This is a genomic window from Streptomyces sp. 8N616 (genome assembly GCF_052246385.1).
GTDB lineage: Bacteria > Actinomycetota > Actinomycetes > Streptomycetales > Streptomycetaceae > Streptomyces.
This window is the reverse complement of record NZ_JBQQBY010000019.1, coordinates 129,300-151,216: the sequence shown is the minus strand read 5'-3', so window position 1 is coordinate 151,216 and position 21,917 is coordinate 129,300. Positions and strand designations below refer to the sequence as shown.

Below are 21,917 nucleotides of genomic sequence, written 5' to 3'. Positions count from 1 at the left end.
TCGACGAGGCGGTCACGGAAGGGCGGGCACGTGTCCAGCACACGGGCGACGGCGCCCCACTCGGTGGCGGTTGGGAGCGTCCAAGCCTCGCAGCACGGCCAGGGTCAGGTGCTTGATGTGGTAGCGGATGTCCGGACTGGTCAGGAGTGCCTCGACCTCCTCGGCGAACCGTTCCGGGTCGAGATCCCGCAGGTGATCGAGCACCTGCCGAAGCTGTCCGCGGCGGAACAACTCCTGCTCCCCGCCGGTGAGGAAGGCAACCAGGCTCTCTTCGCGCCGGAGCCAGTCGCGGGCGAAGGCGTAGTCGAAGAAGCTCTCGTGGAAGAAGGCCAGTTGACGGCCGTCGCGCACGCAGACGTGTTCCGACTCCAGTACCTTCTGGCTGGCGGCGAGGTCGTCCGTGTCGAGCACGCTGTACGGCACGGACAGCCGCTGGCGCGCACTCATGGCGGCGACGAGCGCCGAGACCGCGTCATGGAAACGCACGGACGGACGCCTGGCGCACTCCTCCTGTTTGGTGACCCAGAAGGCGTCGAAAAGCTGCCGGGTGGTGTGGAAGCGGAGGGCCTCCTCCTGGTCCGCGACCTGGGCGAGGAGGACGAGATGCAGCGGTGAGCGCAGCAACGCCCGTTGCTGCGGGGCCAGTCGGGAGACGTCCAGGCCCATGCCAGTGACGGCGGTGTCGACCTGGGCGTCGGAGAGCGACCCGACCCTGACCTGTGTGCAGTGGTCCGGGGCGGTGAGCCTGCGGATGCGGGGGTCGGCCTCGGCGTCGAACGCGCGGCAGGCCAGGACCACCCGCATGCCGGGATGTGCCGCAGCCTCGTCCACCAGGTCGGCCACTGCGTCGAAGGTTTCCGGGATGCGTCCCGACGCCATGCTGACGGCGTCGAGCTGGTCCACGACGAGGACGCAGGGCCGCCCGTCCGCCACGGCACCGAGAGCGCCGACCGGGGACATGGGCAGGCCGACACGCTGCCCCAGTTCATGGGTCGAGCCGAAGGGTTCCAGACGGTCGAGACGAAAGGCCAGAACCGGAGTGGCCGCCTCGTCGAGGGCGGTGAAGGTCTGGTGCAGCACGGCGCTCTTTCCACCGCCCGCGGTTCCGGTCAGCAAGACGAACCGCCGGGTGCCCTCCCTGACCTCCGCCACGAGGCAGACGGCCTCTTCCCGGGGGATTGTGGGCCGGAGCAGCGCACGTTCGACGCTCGCCGCCCACCGGCGCGTCGCCGTTCTCACAGCGTCGGACACCGCGACAGCGTCGGCCCGCACGACGCCCCGCAGTCCGTACGGCGCCAGCCGGGTGGTGAGGGCCGCGGCGTCGAGTGTGGTTCCCAGGTTGTCGAGCAGGACTTGGCCGAGGGCGAGCGCCGCCAGGCGGCCCGGTGCTCCGGCCAGGACCTGTTCGGCCAGGACGGCGTTGGTGTGCACGAGGTCCCGTTCGTCGTGCCACTCCACCCACAGCCCTCTCAACATGCTCCAGGCCGTCGCGGTCGAGCCGTAGATGCCACCCGAGGCGAGGGCGTCGAAGGGTCCCCGGAGTTCGTCCGTCAGCCACTCGGCCTCGAAGGACGCGAGATCGTCGGAGCGGCGGGCGCGGTCGGCGAGTTCGTCGAGCGCGCGGGCAGGAACTACGGAGACAAAGTGGAACGCACGGCCTGCCTCGACATGCGAACGCAGGCTCTCCCACACTCCCTTGTCGCGGAGGGAGGCCACATTCCAGCTCTTCGCATTGTGGTTCTGGCGCTTGACTTGGTGCACCTCCGTCCCGTGGTCGTGCCGGTAGACGAACTCGACCCCGTCGCCCAGCGGCCCACCCGGTTCGACGCAGAGCGTCGTGCCCGAGCCCAGCAGTACGTACAGGGCATGTCTGATCGTCCAGGCTCCCTCGTAGCGGTTGCCGAACTTGTCCGTCTCGCCACCCTGCCGCGGTGCCACCGTGCCCCCTGTCTACCGACTCGGCGGAACCCTCCACGAGTACCGACATGCCGCCTGACCAGCCCGACCGGATGACTTTTCGGCACCCGCAGAGTCGTCGGGGGTGTGCAGAGCAGAGTCCATGAGGGGACATTGACAGGGTCCCTTCACGGTCGCCACCGAGAAACGCGATCGGACGGGCGTTGTCCCCTGCTGTCCCCTGCTCCGCGTCAAATGCCACCTTCCACCGGGCTGTTGCGACGGTCGCCGGTCCGTCGCAACAGCCCGATCGGACAATGCTCAGGAAATACTCAGGTGGTCTGGCGCTTTCGACGGACTCCAATTCGAGCACGTAGCCATTTCTCCGCAGGCCGTTCGTAGAATTGGTAGAAGAATGCGCAGATCGCCGTGGTGATGACTAGGGCGAGCAAGGCCCAGCCCGCATTCACCCAGCTGGCCTCTGCGGGCGTCATGTAGAACTCCATGATGGTTTTGCGGTTGAAGACCTCGGAAGCGATCTCGAACAGCACCGTGAAATGGAGCAGATAGAAGGCGTACGACCATTCACCGAGCGCCACCATGGGCTTGGTGCCGAGCCAGGATCGGCGCCCGGCCAGATCCTGTGCGGCGACCGCCACGACGACGAGCGCGTACAGCGGCGCGGTGACCTGGCTGAGGACGTCGTAGATGATGAGCGTCCGCCAGGTCTCCCCGCGCAGCAGCCACAGCACGAACAGCCCTGCGACCAGCAGCCCCGTGGCCGACCGGACGCCCAGCTTCGAGCGCCAGCCCTGACGCACCGCGGCGGCCGCGACCACGCCGAGGAGGAACTCCCACAGGCGGGCGATCGGCGAGTACGTGCCGAAGACGACCCCGCCCATGTCGCTCCACGAGGGCTGCGCCTGCGGCGGGTAGGCCTGCCACAGCCAGACCTTGATGCCCCAGCCGATCAGCACAAGGGTGGCCGCCGCCCAGCCGAGCCAGCGAACGGAGCGGCGGATCGTGAGCTTCGCGATAAACGGGAAGAGCGCGTAGAAGAACGCCTCGCACGCCAGTGACCATGTGACCGGGCTCGTGCCGCCCAGAATCCAAGTCGGCACCCATGCCTGGAGGAGCAGAACCACCGAGATCGCTATCATCACATACCAGGTGGCCTGTTGGCCCTGGGCGTCGGGCAGTTGCAAAGCCAGCGGCAGCAGCGCGCCGATGACCAGCATGGGCCAGATGCGGGCGAACCTGCGCCCGTAGAAGGCGCCGACCCGGTCGCCGGCCGTGTAAGTCCAGTTCAGCACAAAGCCGGAGAGCACAAAGAAGAACGTGACTCCGGACGAGCCCAGGACGAAGACGGCGTCCGTCTGCGGGAGCGGCAGCAGCGTGCTGACGTGCGACAGGAAGACCCCGAAGGCAGCGATCCAGCGCAGACCGGTGAGGGATTCAAGGCGGGCCGCCGGCTGCGCGGAAGCCGAGGGGGAGACGGGCGGGGATTCTCGTCTTTCGGTAGAGAAAGTCATGGCAGTGACACCAGCCATTCAGCGACGGGGAAGAGAGGACAGTTCGGGGACGGGTCCCGGATATTTAGACTTGACGGCGCGTTATGAGAATGTTGCAGTAGTGGCTGCCCACGATGGGGTATTCCAACATACAGCGGTGAAAGAACTGTTAAGCGGAAATAAATTGGCGTGCGCTGTCGTCAAACCCCTCTTCTTTACTGGTCCGGGCTTGGCGTCAGCCGTTAACCTGCTGTCGCGCATGCCTAAATAGACCGCACAGAATCGAGGGAATGTCATGCGACGATTTCCGTACGGCGCGGCGATGGTGACCGGGGCGTCGAGCGGTATCGGCGAGGGATTCGCCCGCCGCCTCGCCCAGGAGGGCGTAAACCTCGTCCTCGTCGCGCGGCGGGGCGACCTCCTCAAGCAACTGGCCGACGAACTCGAGTCCCAACACCACATACAGGTCAAGGTGATGCCGCTCGACCTCACCGACGAGAGTCAGATCAGCGCCGCCGAGGAGCGCCTTTCCGATCCGGAGCGGCCCATCGAACTGCTTGTGAACAACGCCGGATCGAGCGGTTCCGGAAGATTCGCCGAACTGCCGCTGGAACGCGAAGTGCACACGGCGACGCTCAACGCCCTCGTGCCGCTGAGGCTGTCCCACGCCTGTCTGCCCGGCATGATCTCCCGGGGTGCCGGCGGCATCATCAACGTCTCTTCTCTGGCTGCCCTGTTGCCCAAGCCGGGCTCCGCGACCTATGCGGCGTCCAAGGCCTTCCTGTCCTCGCTGAGCGAGAGCCTCGCCATGGAGGCCGGGCGTCATGGGGTGCACATCACGACGGTGCACACCGGCCTGACCCGCTCCGAATTCCACGCCGCGGCCGGGGTGTCCACGGACACCCTGCCCAAGATCAGCTGGCTCACCCCGGATCAGGTTGCCCGCGCCGGCCTCGAGGCGGTGGCCGCCGGGCAGCCTGCCACGGTGCCCGGCATGTCGTACCGCATCCGGATGCCGCTGATGCGAGCGATGCCCCGTTCCATCGTCAGGGCCATCATGCGACGCGTCTACAAAGTCTGAGACATAGGCTTCAGACGCGTCTGCACAGCTGATCCAGACGAAGGGGCCCACTCACATGACCGCACAGCGCAGCACCATCTCCCCTCGGCACAAGGCACGCAACCGTGTCGTGATCTTCTTCCACCGCATAGGCCTGCCGTTCGGGCCGATGCATCTGCTGACCGTGCCCGGCCGTAAGAGCGGGGTTCCCCGGACCACTCCGGTGGCCCCGGTCGTCGTCGCCGGCGAGCGCTACATCGTGCAGGCGTACCCGAATTCAGACTGGGTCAAGAACGCGCGGAACGCCGGGGGCGGTGTGCTCACCCGGGGGCGACGCGCGAAGGCGGTGGACCTGGTGGAGGTGCCGAAAGAGCAACGCGAACCCGTTCTACGGGAGTTTCCCGGCCAGAACCCCAGGAGCGTCGCTGCATTCGTGCGCAACGGCCTGGTGGGCTCCGGCTCTCCGGACGGCTTCGCAGCGGCCGCGCCGCACGTGGTGGTGTTCCGCGCCACGCCGCGTACGGGCGGGGCGAGTTAGCGACAGGAAATAGCAGACAGGAGACAGGCCCCCTCGGATATCCGAGGGGGCCTGCTGTGTTGCGGTGTGCGCCAGGTGCGCCACGTGCGTAAGGTGGGGCCAAGTGCTCAGTGTGGTACGGCGAGTTCCTCGTCCAGCGCCGAGGGCAGCGGCCGGCCGTGCACACCGACGCCGGTGGTGAGGTAGCTCAGCTCCCTCGGACCCTCGTGCCGCAACCAGTGCGCCATCCGGCGCAGGTCCTCCGGCTTGGGGTAGACGAACCGGCGGTTCGGGTCCCGAATCCCGAGATGTTCCAGCACCACGGGCGAGTTCTGCACCGTGGTCATGAGATCCTTGCCCGCGTCGGCAGCGGCGCGCTCGCCGCGGTCCACCGCCTCGCACAGCCGCACCATCTCGTCGAAGAGCGCCTTGTAGCCATGCGAGCCGGGCACCGGAAGCCCCGGGTAGGCCGTCTTCTCCATCTCTCGCAGCACCCTGTCGTCGCCGGACTCCAAGAAGCGCTCCGTGAACCGGTCGAAGCGCAGATTGATCGGCACTTCGGCGGCGCACCAGATGCGGTAGACGGCATTCCACAGGGCGTGGTCGGTGAACGAGATAAACGAGCAGTTGACGAGCTCGTCGTTGTAGCGGATCAGGCCCTGCTGCAGCTCCTCGACGTAGCGGAAGCGTTCCTCGTCGAAGTCGTCCTCGGCAAGCGCGTCAAGGATGCGCCATACAAGGGAGTTGATCAATTCTGCGGTGTTGGCGAGGCCGCGCGAATACAGCGGATCGATGAACCCCCCGGCGTGCGACATCAGACACCAGCGGTGGCCCACCGTCTGGCTGGACGCGTACTGGATGCGCCCTGCCGAGACCCAGGGCCGCACCGTGCGGGCCTCCTTGAACAGCCGCTCCACCGCAGGGAAGCGCGCCGCGAACTCCCGGAACTCCGCTTCGGGGTTGTTGTCGTCCGGCTTGGGGTAGAGCCGCTCGTCCAGGGTGAGACCCACGCTGATGAGGGGGTTCCTCGAATCCGGCGTGTTGTTGAACGGGATCGACCAGAACCAGCCCCGCTCGAAGAGGTGGTGCATGGTGCCCTCCACCCACGGGATGGGCGGCGCGTCCTCGGGCCCCACGCGCAGGCATTCATCGGTGGGGCGGACCCCGACCATGTGCGTGAACATCGAGCGGGAGTGGTGCTTGAGGTCCTTCGGCGGCTTGCGCAGCGCCAAGTGGTCGGCGACCGGCGAGCGAAACCCGCTGGCATCCACCAGGTAGCGGCCCTCGTAGCGGTCACCGTTCTTGTCGATGACGGCGACGTAGTCCTCCTCCAACTCGACGTTCTCCACGGGGATCCCCTGGCGCACATCGCAGCCGTGGCGGATGGCCGTGTGCAGCAGATACGCGTCCGAGTCCTGGCGGAAAAGATGGCTGGTCTGCAGCCCCTTCGACGGCGGGCTGAACTGGAGGAACTCGGCGGGGTCGGGCTCCTGGCCCTCCTCGTGCCGGATGAAGCCGAAGTGCCGCTTGGTGCCGCTGGTCGGGGCGATCTGGTCGCGGTAGCCCACGTAGGAGGTGAGCGGCTCCAGTTCGGGCACACCGTAGCGGCGGGCGAGCAGCCGGAACAGCTTCAGGGTGTAGTGCGTCGTCGATTCCCCCACGGCGAACCGGGGGTGCACTCCACCATCGAGCAGCAGAACGGAGACACCCTGCTTGGCCAGGATGGCGCCCAGAGTCGACCCGGCGATGCCGGAGCCCAGGATGATCACGTCATGGCGGCGGGGGGTCGTGGGGCGCGGCCCGGGGTGATAGGCGGACGGCTGTCCGGGCATGGTCTTCCTCCCTGTAGGTCATATCTGCAAGACGTCCGGGGGACCGCGGAGAGCCGCGGTCCCCCGGACGTGTTCCTTGGGTGCCGGTACCGGCGACGGAAGGGGGGGAGGGTCGTCGGAGCCCGGCGTGGGAGGCGTCAGCCCCTGGCACCTCGCGCGCCGGCCGGCGGACCGCCCATGCCGCCACGGACACCCGGCGGCGGACCGGGAATATCACCGTGGGCTCCGGCCTCCGGCATAAAGCCGCGCATCTGGTTGCGGTTGGCGAGCTCCTGCATCTTCGCCCAGTCGGGGCGGCCGTTGGCGGTCAGCTCGGCCAGGCCGATGAAGAAGTCCTCGACGCCGCCAGGGGTCGCGATGACTAGCAACTGGCCTGGCTCATCACCGACGTTCAGGAAGCGGTGGGGAACACCACGCGGGCCATAGACGACCGTACCGGCCTCGACGACCTCGGAGACCCCGCCGACCTCGAACTCGTAGCGACCCTTGTTGATGAAGAAGGCCTCGTCCGCGGTCTCGTGAATGTGCAGCGGCGGACCGCTGCCGGGCTGGGTGGTGATCTGGTAGAAGCTGTAAAGGCCGCCGGTGTCCTCCTTGCGGAGCAGGAATCGACCTTCCTCACCGAACCAGCAGACTGGCTCGACGTCGTCTCGGCTGACTATCTTTCGCTCGGTCTTCGACATTTCCTTGCCTTTCGCTCGGAACATCGGGACGAAACTTCTTGCGATAGGACTACGGCTGGTCAATCGGCCAGTGGAACTGGTTCAGCGGCCCGTGGAAACAGAATCAGCGGCCGATAAAGAGGCGGATAAGGCCGGACAAAGCAACTGTCGACGGCGGTTACACCATGGTCGTTCCGCCGTCTGTGACGAGGCAGCCGCCGGTGACATACGAGGCCCGCTGAGAGGCGGCGAACGCGATCACCTCGGCCACGTCCTCCGGGGTGCCGTTGCGGCGCAGCGCCGCACGCTCCGCCGCGGCCTGGCGCTGCGCCTCGGGGATGTACTGGGACAGTTCCGTGAGGATGAGGTTGGGTTCGACGGCGTTGGCCCGAACCCCGTGCGGGCTCACCTCCATTGCAAGCGTCCGCACGGCGGCCTCAACTCCCGCCTTGGCGATGGCGAGTGACAGAAAGCCCGGCGAGGGCCTACGGGCGAGTGCCGCACCGACTGCCACGACCGAACCGCCGCCGCGGGCGACCATGTCGGGCAGGACCGCCCGCGTGGTCAGGAACAGCGCCTTGAGCTGCTGGGTGACCACCAGCTCCAGGTCGTCCCAGGTCAGCTCCGTCGCCGGGGCGATACGGAAATCGTGGGCACCCAGGCCCGCGGCATTGAGCACCAGAACGTCTATGGGCCCCAGTTCGGCCGTGGCGCCGGCGACCAGAGCGCTCACCTGCTCGGGATCGGTGACATCGCCCTGGAGCGCGACCGCCTGGCCGCCTCGCCGCCGGATGGAGTCCACGACCTCCTGGGCCGCTTCCGCTCCCTTGCGGTAGTTGACCACCACCTGGGCGCCCCTGGCGGCCAGCAGCCGCGCCGTGGCAGCGCCGATGCCCCTGCTGGCACCGGTCACCAGGGCGACCTTGCCATCGAACTCCGGCGGCTCGGGCCCGGCGTCGTCGGCGACGTCGGTGGCGGGCTCGTTCGTTTGGCTCTCCGCGTGTGCTGCGTTCACCAGGGATAGCTCCTCAACTCACCAGTGGAAATCGGTCATTGATCGGTACGGTGGTGCGCGGTCACACCCACGCCAGCCAGCAGCCGCACAGCGCGACGCAGAAGGCGAGCAGCGCGGACGCCGTACGCCGGCGATTGGCGCGAGCCCAGCGGTCGCGCAGCGTCCGCCAGTCGTCCGGGATCTCTCCGGCCGCGGCCCACTCGTCGATACGCCGGTTCATCCGTACGTTGCGCAGTTCGGACACCAGGGCGACGCCCACCACCCCGGCCAGGGCGACCGCGAAGGCCGTCTTGGCGGCGGCGCCCGGAGCCAGGAAGGAAAGCCCGAGGCCGGCGGCCAGAGCCACCTTGTTGACCGTGGGCATCAGCGGGTCGAAGCCCGGGTCGAGGGCCCGGTGCACCTGGGACCAGGTCTGCCGGGGCAGCTGCAGCAGCATGGGCACGATGGCCCGTTCGACGGCGATCAGCGCGCCGGCAAGCACTCCCGTGCACAGGACGAAGACAACGGCCAGAGCAGCGGTCAGCATGACGCGCCCTCACTCCCCGCCGGACTCGGCGGCCAGGGCGGCCGGCGGGATGGGGCCGCGCTCCAGGCGCTCGTCCAGCATCAGCGAATAGCTCTGGCCGCGGGCGACGTTGTCGAAGAACGCGTACATCATGAGATCGCGCAGTCGACTCAGCGCCGTACTGTGCACGAGCCCCAGCGTGCCGATGCGCCATGAGGTGGTGGTCATGTCCGCGGCACGGGCCCGGCGTGCGGACTCGAACGCACGGAGCGTCGCGGGCACGGCGTCCGGCTCCGCCCGCCCCAGCATCCCCGCGAGCACGACCCCGCTCTCGATGGCCTGGCCGGCGCCCTGACTCAGATTGAGCGTCATCGGGTGCGCGGCGTCGCCGATGAGCACGACGCGGCCCTGGGTCCAGCCGGCGCCCGGGGGCCGGTCGTGGATGCTCACCGGCAGGATCGCCTCTTCCTCGGTGGCGGTGATGATCCGGCCGATGGGCTCGGGCCAGTCGCGGTAGGCGGCGGCAAGCGCCGAGCGGCGCGTGTCCGCGATGGTGTTGATTCCGGCCGCCGCCCGGTCGCTGGTGATGGCGTCCCAGTAGACCTCGTTCTCGTTCAGGCGGCAGTACAGGAAGCGCAGGCCGCCCTTGCCCCACAAGTTGAAGAACGTGCCGGTGGGCGCCACGGATTCGCCCGGCAGCCGGGCGATGGCCTGCCACGCCGTATATCCGGCGTACCGCGGTGGCGGCTCGAAGCCCCGCCGCATCACGCCGCGGACCGTGGAGCGCATCCCATCGGCGCCAATCAGCACATCTCCGCGGGCGGTTGAGCCGTCCTGGAAGCGGGCGGTGACACCCTCGCCGTCCTGGGTATAGCCGATCAGCCGCGAGCCGAGGCGGATCCGGTGATCACCCACGGCCTCGGTGAGCACCTTGTGCAGAGAGGAGCGGCGCAGGGCGCAGGCCGGTGCGCCGCACTTCTCCGTCGCTCCGTCCAAGTGCCAGCGCGCCAGCCGCCTGCCGGTGTCGGAGCGGAACTCGTGGAAGCGCATACGAACGGAGTCCGCCGCGACAGCCTCGTCGAGCCCGAGCCGGCGCAGCGAGAGGAAGGCGTTGTGCCAGAGCATGAACCCGCCTCCCGTCAGCAGCCGTCCGGGGGAGGGGCGCGCCTCGAACACCTCTGTCTCGATGCCCTGCCGCAGCAGTCCTGCCGCCGTGGTGAGCCCGCCGATACCGGCGCCGATCACCAGGGCCTTGCGGATGGTCGCCATGGTCGCCGTCCGCTCAGCCGGCGTTCGGCACGCTGTCGAGCCGCTGGCGCAGGTCGTAGACCCGCCGCTCGATGCCGCCGTTGCTCCAGTACGGGAACATGGGCGCCGCGATCTCCATGTGCGTCGGAGAGTCCTCCCAGGCGCGGAACACCTTCTCGCTCTCCCACTCGGCGAGCAGGATGTAGCGGCCGGGCTCCTCAACATCGCACAGCAGCTCGTCCCGGATGTGACCCGGCGTGCCGCGGACGGCGGAGCTGACCTCGCGATAGGCCTTCTCGAAGGCCTCCTTGTCCTTCTCCTCGATACGGGCAGACACCATGACGCGTACGGGCATGACTGATCACCTCTGGTTGGTGGGGTGGGCGAGTACGTGCTCGACCTCTTCGAGCACGCGTTTTGCTGCGGATTCGCGGAACTGCTCCAGACGGGAGCTGAGTTGCTCGCGTTCGGGGCTCTTCTGGAAGGCTTCCAGAGCGGCCCAGTCGGCCCAGTCGGCCATGATCAGGTGGGTGCGCGGCTGGTGTGGATCCCGCAGCAGCGTCTGGCCGACGCTGCCCGGTAGCCGCGCTGCGGCCTGTGCCGTCTCCAGCCAGGTCGCACGGAACTCGTCCTCACAGCCCTCACGGACCGTCATCTCGAGCACGGTACGCAGCACGTGTTCGGGCTCCTATCCGGTCGGATACGGCTTCGGTCGCATACGGCCTCGTCAAGAACCGCTGTGGTCAGATGCCGCCGTCGACGTTGAGCGTGGCGCCGGTGATGTAGCGGGCGGCGCCCGAGACGAGGAACAGCACCACGTCCGCGAGCTCTTCCGGGCGGCCAAGGCGCCGCAGCGAGATCATCTGCTCGTAGCGGGCTCGCCCCTCTTCGGTGACGGCCTTCATCTGGTCGGTCTCGACCAGACCGGACGCGACGCAGTTGACGCGGACACCCCGCGGGCCGAGCTCCTTGGCAAGGGCGCGGGTCAGGCCCATCACCCCGGCCTTGGAGGCCACGTAGTGGGCGGCGCCCGGCATCCCGTGGTGGGCGACGGCCGAGCTGATGTTCACGATCGACGCGACATCGGCGACGTACGGCAGGGCCCCGCGGATCACCTGGTACATGCCGGTCAGATTGGTGTCGAGGATGCGACTCCATTCCTCGGGAACCAGGTCCTCCAGGGAGTGGTGGCTGATGACCCCGACGTTGTTCACCACGGCGTCGATGGCGCCGTAGGTCTCATGCGCCGTGGCGCACAGCTGCGCGGCCTGTTCGTGGTCCGCTATGTCGCAGCGCACCAGATTGCCCTGCGCGCCCTGCTCGTTCAGCTCACGCCGCAGGGACTCGACCGCCTCGCTTTCGGTCACGTAGCAGGCGGTCACCGAGGCGCCCTGCGCGGCGAGTGCAAGGACGGTGGCCCGGCCGATGCCCCGGGACCCGCCGGTGACCAGGACGTGCTTGCCCTTGAGTGCGAAGTCCATCTTGTTCACCGCGCCACCGCCGCACCGGCGCGGTTGCGGGCCGCAGCCTCAACGCGCTCCTTGATCAGCGCCAGCTGAATCTTCGAGTTCTTGTTGATGCGCTCGACCATGGCCGCGTCGTCCACGGGCGCCTCGCGCTTCATGTGGAACTCCTGCACCCAACGCATCTCCACACCGCCCTCGGTCTCCCGGTAGGTCCAGTGGATGTTCATGAACGCGAAGGGGCCGGGCTCGACGCGGTATGCGGTCACGCTCTTGTTCTCCCGGTCCGTGATCCGCTCGGAGACCCAGCTCCAGACCTTGCCGTCGTCCTCCGGGTGGAGGGCGAGACGGAACCGCACGGTGTTCCCGTCGCGGTGCAGGATCTCGGCGGAGGCGTACTCGCTGAACAGGTTCGGCCAGTTCGCCACATCGTTGGTCATGTGCCACACCATGCTGAACGGCGCATCGATGACGATGCTGTTCTCCGTGCGCGCGGCGGCAGGCTTCAACTGGTCATTGATCAGCGTGAAGATCTCGGGGAAGCAGGTGGCGCCCTCGGCGTTGACCTCGATGTTGTAAGTGTTCTCCAGTTCCGTGATGACGTTGATCAAGCCCAGGGAGTCCACCCCCATGTCCTCAATGGTCACGGTGGGGTCGTCCACCTTCAGCACCTCGTCTGGAACTCCGGTGCAGCGCTGGACGATGGAAAGGAACAACTCGTAGGTGAGGGGCGAGGTCATGATGCCGATCCTTTCGGTCTCACATGGATGTGCTAGGTCGGGGCGTCATGGGGTGACGCCGCGTATGACAAGGGCGGAGTTGAAGCCGCCGTAGCCCCTGGCGATCACCAGGGCGGTACGCAGCGGCGTCTCGCGGGGCTGGCTGATGAGGTCGATCTGGAGACCGGCGTCCGCCGTGATGCCCGCGCCGGTGGGCGGGATGACCTGCTCGCGCAGCGCGAGCAGCGCGGTGACGACGTCGAGTGGCGCCCCACCCGCATACAGCCGCCCGTACTGGGCCTTGGGGGCCGTGACCGGCACCCCGCGCGGCCCGAACACCTCGACGAGGCAGGCGGCTTCGGCACGGTCGAGCTCGGGTGTGCCCGCCGCGTCGGCGAAGACCACGTCGACCTCCTCCGGCCGTACGCGGGCGTCGGCGAGGGCCAGCTCGACGGCTCGGCGCAGGGCGGTGGGACCGGTGCCGTGGGCGGCGCCCGGCGCCGGGTCGAACGTCGCGGCATGCCCGGCGATCTCCCCGTACGGCCGCTCGACACCGCGCTCGCGGGCGCTGTCCTCGGCCTCCAGGACGAGGATGGCGCCGCCTTCGCCGGGGACATGGCCGCATGCGGCCGCGTCGAACGGCAGATAGGCGCGCTCCGGGTCGCTGCCGGTGCTCAGCCGCTTCGACGTGGTCTGACAGGCCAGCGCGTACGGGCTCAGCGGGGCCTCGGTGCCACCGGTCAGAACGACCTTCACGTCCCCCTGCAGCAGCGTGCGCCGGGCCTGTGCGATGGCGTCCAAGCCGCCGGCCTGCTCGGTGACGGCGACCCCGCAGGGCCCCTTCATACCGTGCCGGATGGAGAGTTGGCCGGTCGTAGCGGCGTAGAACCAGGCGATCGACTGGTACGGGCCCACATAGCGCGGGCCGCGCGACCACAGGGCCTGGATCTCGCGCTGCCCGAACGCGTTGCCTCCGGAGGAGGAGGCGGTGATGACACCGAGTTCGTACGGCGAGAACGCCTCGGGACGCACCGCGGCGTCGCGTAGCGCCTCCTCGCCGGCCAGGAGCGCGAACTGACTCCAGCGGTCAGTCTGGATGGCCAGCTTGGGGTCGATGTCCGGCAGCGTCTCGTCGCCGGAGACCTCGCCGACCACGCGAACCGGGAAGTCATCCGCGTCGAACCGGGTCACCGGGCCGAGGCTGCGTCGGCCGTCGAGGACCGAGCGCCAGAAGGCGTCGGCACCGGCGCCGCCCGGCGCGATCGCCGAGATCCCGGTGACCACGGCGCGGCGCGTGCTTGTCGTCGTATCAGTCATCGCTCACCGCCGAGCCAGGCGCGGTGAGCACCATGGCCGTCTGGAAGCCGCCGAAGCCGCTGCCCACGCTCAGGACGGCGTTGGTCTCATGCTCACGTGCGGTCAAGGGGACGTAATCCAGGCCGAGTTCGGGATCGGGGTGGTGCAGATTGGCCGTTGGCGGCACCGTGTCCATCTCGATCGCGAGGGCGCACGCCGCCAGCTCCAGGGCGCCGATCGCGCCAAGCGAGTGCCCGACCATCGACTTGATCGAGCTCACCGGCACGCGGTAGGCGTGCTCGCCGAGCGAGGCCTTGAACGCGGCCGTCTCATGACGGTCGTTCTGCCGGGTGCCCGAACCATGGGCGTTGATGTAGTCGATGGCCTCGGGCGCTAGTTGGGCGCGGCTCAGGGCCACCCGCACGGCCTCGGCCAGCTCCACCCCATCCGGGCGCAGCCCAGTCATATGGAAGGCGTTGCTGCGCTGCGCATACCCCGCGACCTCGCAGTAGATACGGGCGTCGCGGCGCCGCGCGGCCTCCGCCTCCTCCAGGATCAGTACGGCCGCGCCCTCGCCGAGCACAAAACCGTCGCGGTCCCGGTCGAAGGGGCGGGAGGCGCGTTTGGGGTCGTCGTTATTGGGTGAGGTGGCCTTGATGGCGTCGAAGCAGGCGACCGTAATCGGGGAGATAGGCGCGTCGGTGGCGCCCGCCACGACCAGGTCGGCCGACCCGTCCTCGATGAACTGGGCGCCCTGCGCGACGGAGTCGAGCCCCGACGTACAGCCGGTCGACACCACCCGGACCGGCCCCTGGGCGCCGGCGGCCCACGCCACCTCCGCACCGAGGGCACTGGGCACAAGGGCCCGATACAGATGTGGATAGGGATCGTCCGTGTTCACCACCCACTGGCTGCCGCCCCCGCTGACCTGGACGTACTGCTGCTCCAGCGTGATGGTGGAACCGACCGCGCTGCCGACCGAGACACCGATGCGGTGAGGCGCAACGTCCCCGGTCTCGATGCCGCTGTCGTCGAGCGCCTCACGCGCGGCGACCACGGCGAACTGCGAGCAGCGGTCCATGCGATGGATCTCGTCGGGCGCAAGGCCGGACGCGGCCGCATCGAAGTCACACTCGGCGGCGATCCGGGAGCGGTACTCCGAGGCGTCGAAGTGCGAGATGGCGCGGGTGGCCGTGCTGCCCTCGGTGAGCAGCTGCCAGAACGCCTTGGTGCCGATGCCACCGGGAGCGATCACGCCGATCCCGGTGACCACAGCACGTCGGGGGCTCATGCGGACTCCTGTTCCAGCAGCGGTTCGGTGTCCACATGGCCGAGCTCGGGCCGGGGCGCGAGCGGACCCAGCTGGAACACAAGGAAGGCCGGGACGTCGCCGTGGTTCTCAAGCCGGTGGCGGACGTTGATCTCCAGGTGGAGGGCCTCTCCCGCGCTCAGCGACACCGGCTCGCCGTCGATCCGCGCCGTGATCTCGCCGTTGACGAGATACAGGAACTCTTCGGAGTACGGATGGTAGTGCTCAGTGACCACCTCGCCGGGCTCCAGAGTGAGCACCCCCATGAAGCCCGCCGTGGCACCGGACGTGGCCGGGCTGAGCAGGGTGCGCAGATCTCCGCCCCGGCGCCGGTTGGGCGCGACGTTGTCTGCTGAGATCTTGGTCATTCGTTCGCTGGCCATGCCAGGTTCTCCTTAGGTGTCCGTGCGGGCGTGAGTTCGCGTCCGGCCCGGCGACCCCGTTGTCGCCGTGGGTGAGAGGTGCCGTAAGCGGTCAGCTGTCCGCGTGCCAGGTGTAGAACTCCTGGGCCATGGCGTCCTTGGGGCCGCGCCAGGTCCGCGGGGCGTAGGCGGTGATGTATGCGCTCAGCTGCTCGCTGATGTCCTGGAACAGCTCATGGCCGCGCACCTCATCGATCGCCGGGCAGACATCGTCGTCGGCCGTTATGTAATGCATATAGAGATCGTGGAAGCGAAAAAGTCGGCGTTCCCGGACTCCGATCAGATGAGGTAGTTCTCCGACGTCGGACTGCGCGAAGATGCGCTTCACATCGTTCTCAGCGTTTGGCTTCATGCGAGCCACGATGAGGGTACTGCGCATTCTTTTCCCTTCCGTTACAGATGCCCCGCAAGGCGAGGCGCCTCGATAAGACTTACTCGGGTCGATAAAGCGCGGATGAGGGCAGGGAAAAACCGGCTACGGAAAGGCTTCCGAGCAGCGAAGAAACGGCCCCGTGCGGGCCTCTACACGACCGGGAAGACGCCCGAGGCAACGGTCATGGGCATCTCCTGATTTGCCCAGTCTACGCGTGCCGCGAGCTTGGCTCCGACCACAAATACGGCCTTGACCTGCGCTTTTGCTAGAGACGCTAGGCGTCGGTACCGCTGCTTCGGACGAAAGTATGAGGGGTCTCATCCTTTGGCCGATAGGCGATCCCGAGTCCCCGTCGTTACGATCGCTACGCCCGAACCCGATGCTATTTCTGGTGCTCCACAGTAGCCCGTGAAGATGACCTAATACTTTCACTCCAATGGGGTTAAAATGGAAATCCTGGCCGTTTCTGAATCCAAGAAACTGCGCCCCGCGCCCGTGGATGGAGGGGTGTTCCGTGAAGTATGTGGCCAGTTTGTCACCGGCGTTGCGGTGATTACCTGTCAAGGCAGTGACAAGGAGCTGGTCGGTGTCACGGTGAATTCGTTCACCTCGGTGTCACTCGATCCGCCGCTCGTGCTCTTCTGCATCCATAGAGAGTCCAGAGCAATGCCGGCCATTCGCGAGTCCGGCGGTTTCGCGGTCAATATCCTTGCTTCCGACCAGGCGGGGGTGTGCCGTGCGTTCGCCGCCCGTGACACCGCCGGCTTCGGCGAGTTGGCCCACCGTTCCGGGGTGACCGGATCGCCGGTGATCGACGATTCGCTTGCCTTCCTCGACTGCCGTCTGCACGACCTGCACTCGGCCGGTGACCACGAGATCGTCCTCGGCGAGGTCGTCGACCTTGGGCTGCTCCGCGAGGAGCAGCCCCTGGCGTTCTTCCGAAGTTCCCACCCGCGGCTGGAGGGTGACGCATGACCGTGATCATGGAAGCGGGGACGGCTGTTCAAGCGCAGGCGGTCGCCCAGGCGGAGGCGGCCACCGGGCACACGGTGGCCCTGCGGCTCCTCGGGCCACTGGAGGTCTACCTGGACCCGGCCGAGGTCGCCCTGCCCCAGCGCAAGTTGCGCCAGCTCCTTGCCACCCTGCTCATCCGCCCAAACGCCACTGTCTCCAATGAGGCGCTCATCTGCGAACTGTGGGATGACCAGCCGCCAGCCACCGCCCTGGCCGCGCTGCGCGTGTATGTCTCACAGCTGCGCAAGTTCCTGATCCGGCACGGGCTCGACGGCCGGTGGTGCACCCTGCGGACCCGGGCCCCCGGCTACCAACTTCAGGTCAGCGATGGCATCTTGGACACCGTGTGCTTCGACCGGATGGCTGCCCTTGCCTGGGAGTCCGCGGAGGCCGGCCACCACGAACTGGCCTCGCGCCAGTACCGCGAGGCACTGGCGCTGCGCCGCGGCCCCGCGCTCGAAGGCCTCCGCGACAGCCCCGCGCTCGCGGGTGCCGCCCTGCAGTACGACGAGGCGTGGCTGACCGCGCTGAAGCGGCGCATCGATCTGGACCTATTGCTCGGTCGTCATCTCGAACTGGTGGGTGAGCTGCGCCGGTTGCTTGCGGAGGATCCGCTCAACGAAGGCTTCTGCGCGCGGCTCATGATGGCCCTGCACCGCAGTGGGCGCAGCGGCGAGGCGCTCGCCGCCTACCGCCGCACCCGCGGCCAGCTGATCGAGGAGCTCGGCATCGAACCGGGCCTGGAACTGCGCAGGGCCCACCAGGCTGTCCTCACCGACGACGTGGCTCTTCCGCTCGAGTCACGGGCCTCGACCTGACCGCATGCAGCAATTTAGGAAATGACAGCGGCAGTTGAGGAAGCGAAGGATGATCCGGGGTGCGTCTTTCCGGGGGCACGGCCGGGCGCGCCGGAACGGAAAACATCAGAAAGCGGAGTAATGACCAACTCGTCTCCCCAACCTCCGACAGGCGGGCGCAGAGCCCGTGCGTTCTACCGTGCGACGACCACGCTGATGGCATTCACGGCCCTGGTGCAGGTTGGCCTGGCCGGTGGCTATCTCGGCGGCGACTACGACGCGCTGGCCATGCATCAGATCAACGCCTTTGTGCTCGCGGGTCTCGCGCTCATCACGATGATCATCGCGATCTGGTTCCGGCGCACCGGAGGCCCGAAGTGGCAGGTGCCCGTCTCCATCGTGCTGTTCATCGCCGTACCCGTGCAGGCGACCATCGGCACGAACCGCATAGTGCCCGCGCACATCGCCCTTGGTGTGCTGATCGTGAGCACCATCGCCGTTCTGGTGACCTTGGCCTGGATCGCCCCCGGCGCACCCGCGCAGATTGAGTCCGCCGAGTCCGAGCGGAACGCGGAGCTCGTGTCATGAGGAGACGACAATTCCTCGGCGGCAGCGCGCTCGGTGTCGCAGGACTCATCGGAGTCGGTGTGCCGCTGGTGGGCAGCGCTCGCCGCGGCGGGCAGGGCGTCAGCCCCGGCAGCCTGCTGACGTCAAGGGCGAAGCTGCCCAAGCCGTACGAAGTGAAGCTGCCGATCCCCAAGGTCCTGGAGCCCGTGAGTTCGAGCGGGGCCACCGACACGTACGAAATCACCCAGCAGGTCGCCGACTTGGAGATCCTGCCGGGACTGCGCACACAGGCGTGGACGTACGGCGGTACCTTCCCCGGTCCCACCCTGGTCTCGCGCTCGGGCCGACGTACCCAGGTCAAGCATCGCAATGAGCTGCCGCAACCGACCGTGGTGCATCTGCACGGCGGCCACGCGCCGGCCGACAGCGACGGGTACCCCACGGACCTGATCCTGCCGGCGGACGGCAGCATCTCTGCCGACCAGGCCACGGCCGCGATGGTGGAGGGCATGCACGGCCACTCGGCCCATGGCCGGCCCCCCGGCACGCTCGGGATGGCCAAGGGCGAGCGCACGTACACGTATCCCATGAACCAGCCGGCGGCCACGCTCTGGTACCACGACCACCGGATGAGCTGGACGGGTCTGAGCGTGTGGCGCGGTCTTGCCGGATTCCACCTCGTCCAGGACGACGAGGAGGAGCAGCTCCCGCTGCCCAAGGGCGACCGGGACATCCCCCTGCTGATCGTGGACCGGGCGTTCGAGGAGGACGGCTCGTTCCGCTATCCGCTGACGGACACCAAGCTGCTTCGGCCCGGCATCACCGATGAGTTCATGGACGGCGTCCTGGGCGATGCCATCCTGGTCAACGGTGCGCCCTGGCCGGTGCACGAGGTCGACCGCGTCCACTACCGGCTGCGGCTCCTCAACGGGTCCAACGCCCGCCCGTACACGCTCCAGTTCGACCAGCAGCCATCGGGCGGGCAGGCGTTCGCCCAGGTCGGCAGCGACGGTGGACTCCTTGAGCGTCCCGTGCGGCATGACGCGATCCATCTCGGCACCGGCGAACGGGCCGACGTGGTCGTGGACTTCTCACGTTGGCGGGCCGGCACCAGGGTGCGCCTGGTGAACACGCTCGCCGATGGCACGGCGCACGAGGTGATGGCGTTCGACATCAAGTCCGGCGCCGTCTCGGACGACGCGAAGGTGCCGGATAAATTGGTGCGCTTCCCGCGTCTTGACCCGGCGAAGGCCGTGGTGACCCGCGACTTCCACTTCCGGCAGGACAGGTACGGCTGGGTCATCAACGACCAGCCCTACAAGCCGGGCCGCGCCCTGGCGCGCCCGAAGCTGAGACAGTTGGAGATCTGGCGGTTCACCACCAACCAGCGCCACCCCGTGCACGTCCACCTGAATCATTTCCAGGTGCTCTCCCGGAACGACGTCCCTCCGGGTCCGTACGACGTGGGGTGGAAGGACACCGTCGATCTGCCGTCGACTCAAACGGTCGAGGTTGCAGTGAAGTTCACCGACTACGCGGGCACCTTTATGCTCCACTGCCACAACCTGGAGCACGAGGACATGGCGATGATGGGCGACTTCGTCACCGAGTGACCATCGCGTGAGTCCCTACGCAGGTCCGGCACCCTCGCAACGCGAGGGTGCCGGACTTTGTGCTGAGGGGGCCGCCGGTGCGCCGCGCTCGTGCCCCTGAGGTCGTCGCAGCGGCGATTGCAGGCAACATGCGTTCTTTGCGGCGGCTTTAGCGCGCTGTACGAGCATGTACATATGCGCTCTCACGTCGCCCGTCTGCTGCGCTTCTTCCTGGATGGACTGATCGCCCTCGGTCAGGGGTGGGTCTACATTCCGACTCCTCCGCTGGACGAGCCCGCCGCGGGGCACCCCGAACGGCTCTGCCCGGACCAGCCGTTGACCGAGACGGAGCGCGCCCTCGCGCGCCAACTGGCCGATAGGGGCGAGATGAAGCGGTTATGAAAGGTCCCGGCCGTACGTCCCCTTGGAGGTCTTATGTCACTTGGAGAACGGGTCGACTCGGTCCCGCGTGATGCTCCGCCCGTGCCAGGTACCCGCCATCCAGGGATAGCGCTGGCCGTCTTGGCCGCGGCCTACCTGATGGTCGTGCTCGATGCCACGATCATGAACGTCGCCCTGCCGAGCATCCAAGCCTCGTTGAAGGTGTCCGCCGAGAACCTGGCCTGGATCGTCAACGCCTACGCCCTCGCCTTCGGCGGGCTGCTGTTGCTCGGCGGCCGCGCCGGAGATCTGTTCGGCCGCCGCCGTGTCTTCCGGGCGGGTATCGCCGCCTTCGCCCTGGCCTCACTGCTCGGCGGCCTCGCCCCGAACTCGGGGCTGCTGATCGCCGCACGTGTGGTGCAGGGCATCGCCGCCGCGGTCGCCGCGCCCACCACGCTCTCGTTGATCGCCATGACCTTCGCCGAGGGCAAGGAGCGCAACCGGGCCATGGGCCTCTACGCCGCCATGGCCGGAGTCGGCTCGACACTAGGTCTGCTGCTCGGCGGCCTGCTCACCGAGTACCTCGACTGGCGCTGGGTACTCCTTGTCAACATTCCCATCGCAACGGGCGTGCTCCTTGGCACCGTTGTGCTCGGCGAGGGCGACAGAGCGAAGGGGAAGCTGGATATCCCGGGCGCTACCGCGGGGACCGCCGGCCTGCTCGCTCTTGTCTACGCGATCACTCTCGGCGGTGAGAGCGGCTGGGGCGACGGCCTCACCCTCGCTTGCTTCGCCGCCGCCGCAGTGCAGCTCGCCGTCTTTCCCGTCATCCAGGCGCGCAGCCGATACCCCTTGCTGCCCCCGCGCCTGCTGCAGGACCGCAATCGCGTCGGTGCCTACGCGACCATGTTTCTCATCGGTGTCGGTATGTTCGCTGCTTTTTACTTCCTGACGTTGTATATGCAGCAGGTGCTCGGCTACAGCGCCGTCCGGACCGGCCTTGCCTATCTGCCATTCAGTCTCGGGGTCAGCCTGATGGCCGGGATCGGGGCCAAACTGGCGGTCAAAGTGCCGCCACGACTCCTGGTCGCACCCGGCATGGCGGTCGCGGTGGCCGGGATGCTCTGGCTCAGTCGGCTTACGCCGCACTCCTCCTATACGACCGAGCTGATGCCGGCCATGTTCGTCGCCGCGGTCGGACTTGGCATCACCTTTGTGCCGCTGACGCTCAGCGTGTTGCGCGGAGTTGACGAGACGGACTCGGGCAGTGCATCGGCGTTGCTCAACACCACGCAGCAGGTCGGCGGAGCAGTGGGTCTGGCCACGCTGGCCACGCTGTCCAACGCGGTCGCGAACCAGCGGCTGCCGGACGCCGACGAGGTCTACTTCACCGGCTTGCGCACACGGGACTTCACGTTGGTGGAGCGCGCCGTGGACGCCATGACCCATGGATACGCCTGGGGGTTCATCGGCTCGGCGCTGGTGTTCGCTGTGGGCGTGCTGATCGGAGCAGTCGTCATCGACGCGGGCAAACGGAATCGGACTAGGGGTCCTCGACAAGTCGCACCGGGCACCGAGTGAACCCATCAGCCCAAGTTGCGTTCAATCATCATTTTCCGCCCGGAGACGGGGACTTGGGGGCGTCTTTGCAGGTCAGGCAGAGTGGGCAGCAAGAGGGTGATCATGTAGCGTGCTGCTCGCGCAAGGCCAATCGCTGATGCTTAGTCATGTCGACTGG

The 21,917-nt window shown here is 67.8% G+C and carries 23 protein-coding genes and 1 pseudogene; 8 read left to right on the top strand and 16 right to left on the bottom strand.

Going from position 1 to position 21,917, the window contains the following annotated elements:
* Window positions 1-12: 12 nt before the first annotated feature.
* Both ACTWQC_RS19280 and ACTWQC_RS19275 read right to left on the bottom strand, forming a co-directional pair.
* Window positions 13-1,938: a hypothetical protein gene (locus ACTWQC_RS19280; protein WP_443316957.1), complete on the bottom strand. Its 1,926-nt coding sequence runs from the start codon at window positions 1,936-1,938 to the stop codon at window positions 13-15.
* A gap of 290 nt (window positions 1,939-2,228) precedes the next feature.
* Window positions 2,229-3,428, bottom strand: a complete 1,200-nt coding sequence (locus ACTWQC_RS19275; protein WP_443316956.1) for an acyltransferase family protein — start codon at window positions 3,426-3,428, stop codon at window positions 2,229-2,231.
* A gap of 274 nt (window positions 3,429-3,702) precedes the next feature.
* On the opposite strand from ACTWQC_RS19275, the gene ACTWQC_RS19270 reads away from it, so the two are divergent.
* Together ACTWQC_RS19270 and ACTWQC_RS19265 are read left to right on the top strand one after the other, a co-directional pair.
* Window positions 3,703-4,488: an SDR family NAD(P)-dependent oxidoreductase gene (locus tag ACTWQC_RS19270; protein ID WP_443316955.1), complete on the top strand. Its 786-nt coding sequence runs from the start codon at window positions 3,703-3,705 to the stop codon at window positions 4,486-4,488.
* Window positions 4,489-4,543: 55 nt separating this feature from the next.
* The gene (locus ACTWQC_RS19265; protein WP_443316954.1) at window positions 4,544-5,005 is read left to right on the top strand and encodes a nitroreductase family deazaflavin-dependent oxidoreductase; all 462 of its coding nucleotides are present in this window, start codon (window positions 4,544-4,546) and stop codon (window positions 5,003-5,005) included.
* Between the two features lie 107 nt (window positions 5,006-5,112).
* Here the strand turns inward: ACTWQC_RS19265 and ACTWQC_RS19260 are convergent, their stop codons facing one another.
* The 14 genes and pseudogenes from ACTWQC_RS19260 to ACTWQC_RS19195 form a co-directional block, all read right to left on the bottom strand.
* Window positions 5,113-6,816: a tryptophan 7-halogenase gene (locus ACTWQC_RS19260; RefSeq protein WP_443316953.1), complete on the bottom strand. Its 1,704-nt coding sequence runs from the start codon at window positions 6,814-6,816 to the stop codon at window positions 5,113-5,115.
* A gap of 137 nt (window positions 6,817-6,953) precedes the next feature.
* Window positions 6,954-7,499 carry a cupin domain-containing protein gene (locus tag ACTWQC_RS19255; protein ID WP_443316952.1) on the bottom strand — a complete coding sequence of 182 codons (546 nt, stop codon included), beginning with the start codon at window positions 7,497-7,499 and terminating at the stop codon, window positions 6,954-6,956.
* A 157-nt stretch (window positions 7,500-7,656) separates the two neighbouring features.
* The gene (locus tag ACTWQC_RS19250) at window positions 7,657-8,493 is read right to left on the bottom strand and encodes an SDR family NAD(P)-dependent oxidoreductase (protein WP_443316951.1); all 837 of its coding nucleotides are present in this window, start codon (window positions 8,491-8,493) and stop codon (window positions 7,657-7,659) included.
* 61 nt (window positions 8,494-8,554) lie between these two features.
* Window positions 8,555-9,019, bottom strand: a complete 465-nt coding sequence (locus ACTWQC_RS19245) for an anthrone oxygenase family protein (RefSeq protein ID WP_443316950.1) — start codon at window positions 9,017-9,019, stop codon at window positions 8,555-8,557.
* Between the two features lie 9 nt (window positions 9,020-9,028).
* Complete coding sequence (locus tag ACTWQC_RS19240; protein WP_443316949.1) at window positions 9,029-10,267, bottom strand: FAD-dependent monooxygenase; 1,239 nt, start codon at window positions 10,265-10,267, stop codon at window positions 9,029-9,031.
* Between the two features lie 13 nt (window positions 10,268-10,280).
* The gene (locus ACTWQC_RS19235; RefSeq protein ID WP_356192505.1) at window positions 10,281-10,601 is read right to left on the bottom strand and encodes an antibiotic biosynthesis monooxygenase family protein; all 321 of its coding nucleotides are present in this window, start codon (window positions 10,599-10,601) and stop codon (window positions 10,281-10,283) included.
* 6 nt (window positions 10,602-10,607) lie between these two features.
* Window positions 10,608-10,922: an antibiotic biosynthesis monooxygenase family protein gene (locus tag ACTWQC_RS19230; protein ID WP_443316948.1), complete on the bottom strand. Its 315-nt coding sequence runs from the start codon at window positions 10,920-10,922 to the stop codon at window positions 10,608-10,610.
* A gap of 67 nt (window positions 10,923-10,989) precedes the next feature.
* Window positions 10,990-11,727 carry an SDR family oxidoreductase gene (locus ACTWQC_RS19225; RefSeq protein WP_443316982.1) on the bottom strand — a complete coding sequence of 246 codons (738 nt, stop codon included), beginning with the start codon at window positions 11,725-11,727 and terminating at the stop codon, window positions 10,990-10,992.
* Window positions 11,728-11,732: 5 nt separating this feature from the next.
* On the bottom strand, window positions 11,733-12,218 hold the full coding sequence (locus ACTWQC_RS19220) for an SRPBCC family protein (protein WP_443316981.1): 486 nt from the start codon (window positions 12,216-12,218) through the stop codon (window positions 11,733-11,735).
* A 60-nt stretch (window positions 12,219-12,278) separates the two neighbouring features.
* Window positions 12,279-12,449: pseudogene (locus ACTWQC_RS19215) on the bottom strand (acyl carrier protein); the annotation flags it as partial.
* Window positions 12,450-12,494: 45 nt separating this feature from the next.
* The gene (locus ACTWQC_RS19210; protein ID WP_443316947.1) at window positions 12,495-13,745 is read right to left on the bottom strand and encodes a ketosynthase chain-length factor; all 1,251 of its coding nucleotides are present in this window, start codon (window positions 13,743-13,745) and stop codon (window positions 12,495-12,497) included.
* Window positions 13,738-15,015 carry a beta-ketoacyl-[acyl-carrier-protein] synthase family protein gene (locus tag ACTWQC_RS19205; RefSeq protein ID WP_443316946.1) on the bottom strand — a complete coding sequence of 426 codons (1,278 nt, stop codon included), beginning with the start codon at window positions 15,013-15,015 and terminating at the stop codon, window positions 13,738-13,740. Before ACTWQC_RS19205 ends, ACTWQC_RS19210 begins: the two co-directional genes overlap by 8 nt.
* Window positions 15,012-15,416, bottom strand: a complete 405-nt coding sequence (locus ACTWQC_RS19200) for a cupin domain-containing protein (protein ID WP_443316945.1) — start codon at window positions 15,414-15,416, stop codon at window positions 15,012-15,014. Before ACTWQC_RS19200 ends, ACTWQC_RS19205 begins: the two co-directional genes overlap by 4 nt.
* A 91-nt stretch (window positions 15,417-15,507) precedes the next feature.
* Window positions 15,508-15,834 (bottom strand): TcmI family type II polyketide cyclase, encoded by a 327-nt coding sequence (locus ACTWQC_RS19195; RefSeq protein WP_443316944.1) that lies wholly within the window; start codon window positions 15,832-15,834, stop codon window positions 15,508-15,510.
* A gap of 441 nt (window positions 15,835-16,275) precedes the next feature.
* On the opposite strand from ACTWQC_RS19195, the gene ACTWQC_RS19190 reads away from it, so the two are divergent.
* The 6 genes from ACTWQC_RS19190 (at window position 16,276) to ACTWQC_RS19165 (ending at window position 21,760) form a co-directional block, all read left to right on the top strand.
* Entirely contained in the window at window positions 16,276-16,803 is a 528-nt protein-coding gene (locus ACTWQC_RS19190) for a flavin reductase family protein (protein WP_443316943.1), read from the top strand.
* A complete protein-coding gene (locus tag ACTWQC_RS19185) occupies window positions 16,800-17,660 on the top strand; it encodes an AfsR/SARP family transcriptional regulator (RefSeq protein WP_443316942.1) in 861 nt (286 codons plus the stop codon). Before ACTWQC_RS19190 ends, ACTWQC_RS19185 begins: the two co-directional genes overlap by 4 nt.
* Window positions 17,661-17,855: 195 nt before the next feature.
* Complete coding sequence (locus ACTWQC_RS19180) at window positions 17,856-18,227, top strand: hypothetical protein (RefSeq protein ID WP_443316941.1); 372 nt, start codon at window positions 17,856-17,858, stop codon at window positions 18,225-18,227.
* The gene (locus ACTWQC_RS19175; RefSeq protein ID WP_443316940.1) at window positions 18,224-19,819 is read left to right on the top strand and encodes a multicopper oxidase family protein; all 1,596 of its coding nucleotides are present in this window, start codon (window positions 18,224-18,226) and stop codon (window positions 19,817-19,819) included. Before ACTWQC_RS19180 ends, ACTWQC_RS19175 begins: the two co-directional genes overlap by 4 nt.
* A gap of 174 nt (window positions 19,820-19,993) precedes the next feature.
* Window positions 19,994-20,200: a DUF6059 family protein gene (locus ACTWQC_RS19170; protein ID WP_443316939.1), complete on the top strand. Its 207-nt coding sequence runs from the start codon at window positions 19,994-19,996 to the stop codon at window positions 20,198-20,200.
* A 120-nt stretch (window positions 20,201-20,320) separates the two neighbouring features.
* The gene (locus tag ACTWQC_RS19165) at window positions 20,321-21,760 is read left to right on the top strand and encodes an MFS transporter (RefSeq protein ID WP_443316938.1); all 1,440 of its coding nucleotides are present in this window, start codon (window positions 20,321-20,323) and stop codon (window positions 21,758-21,760) included.
* Window positions 21,761-21,917: the final 157 nt, after the last annotated feature.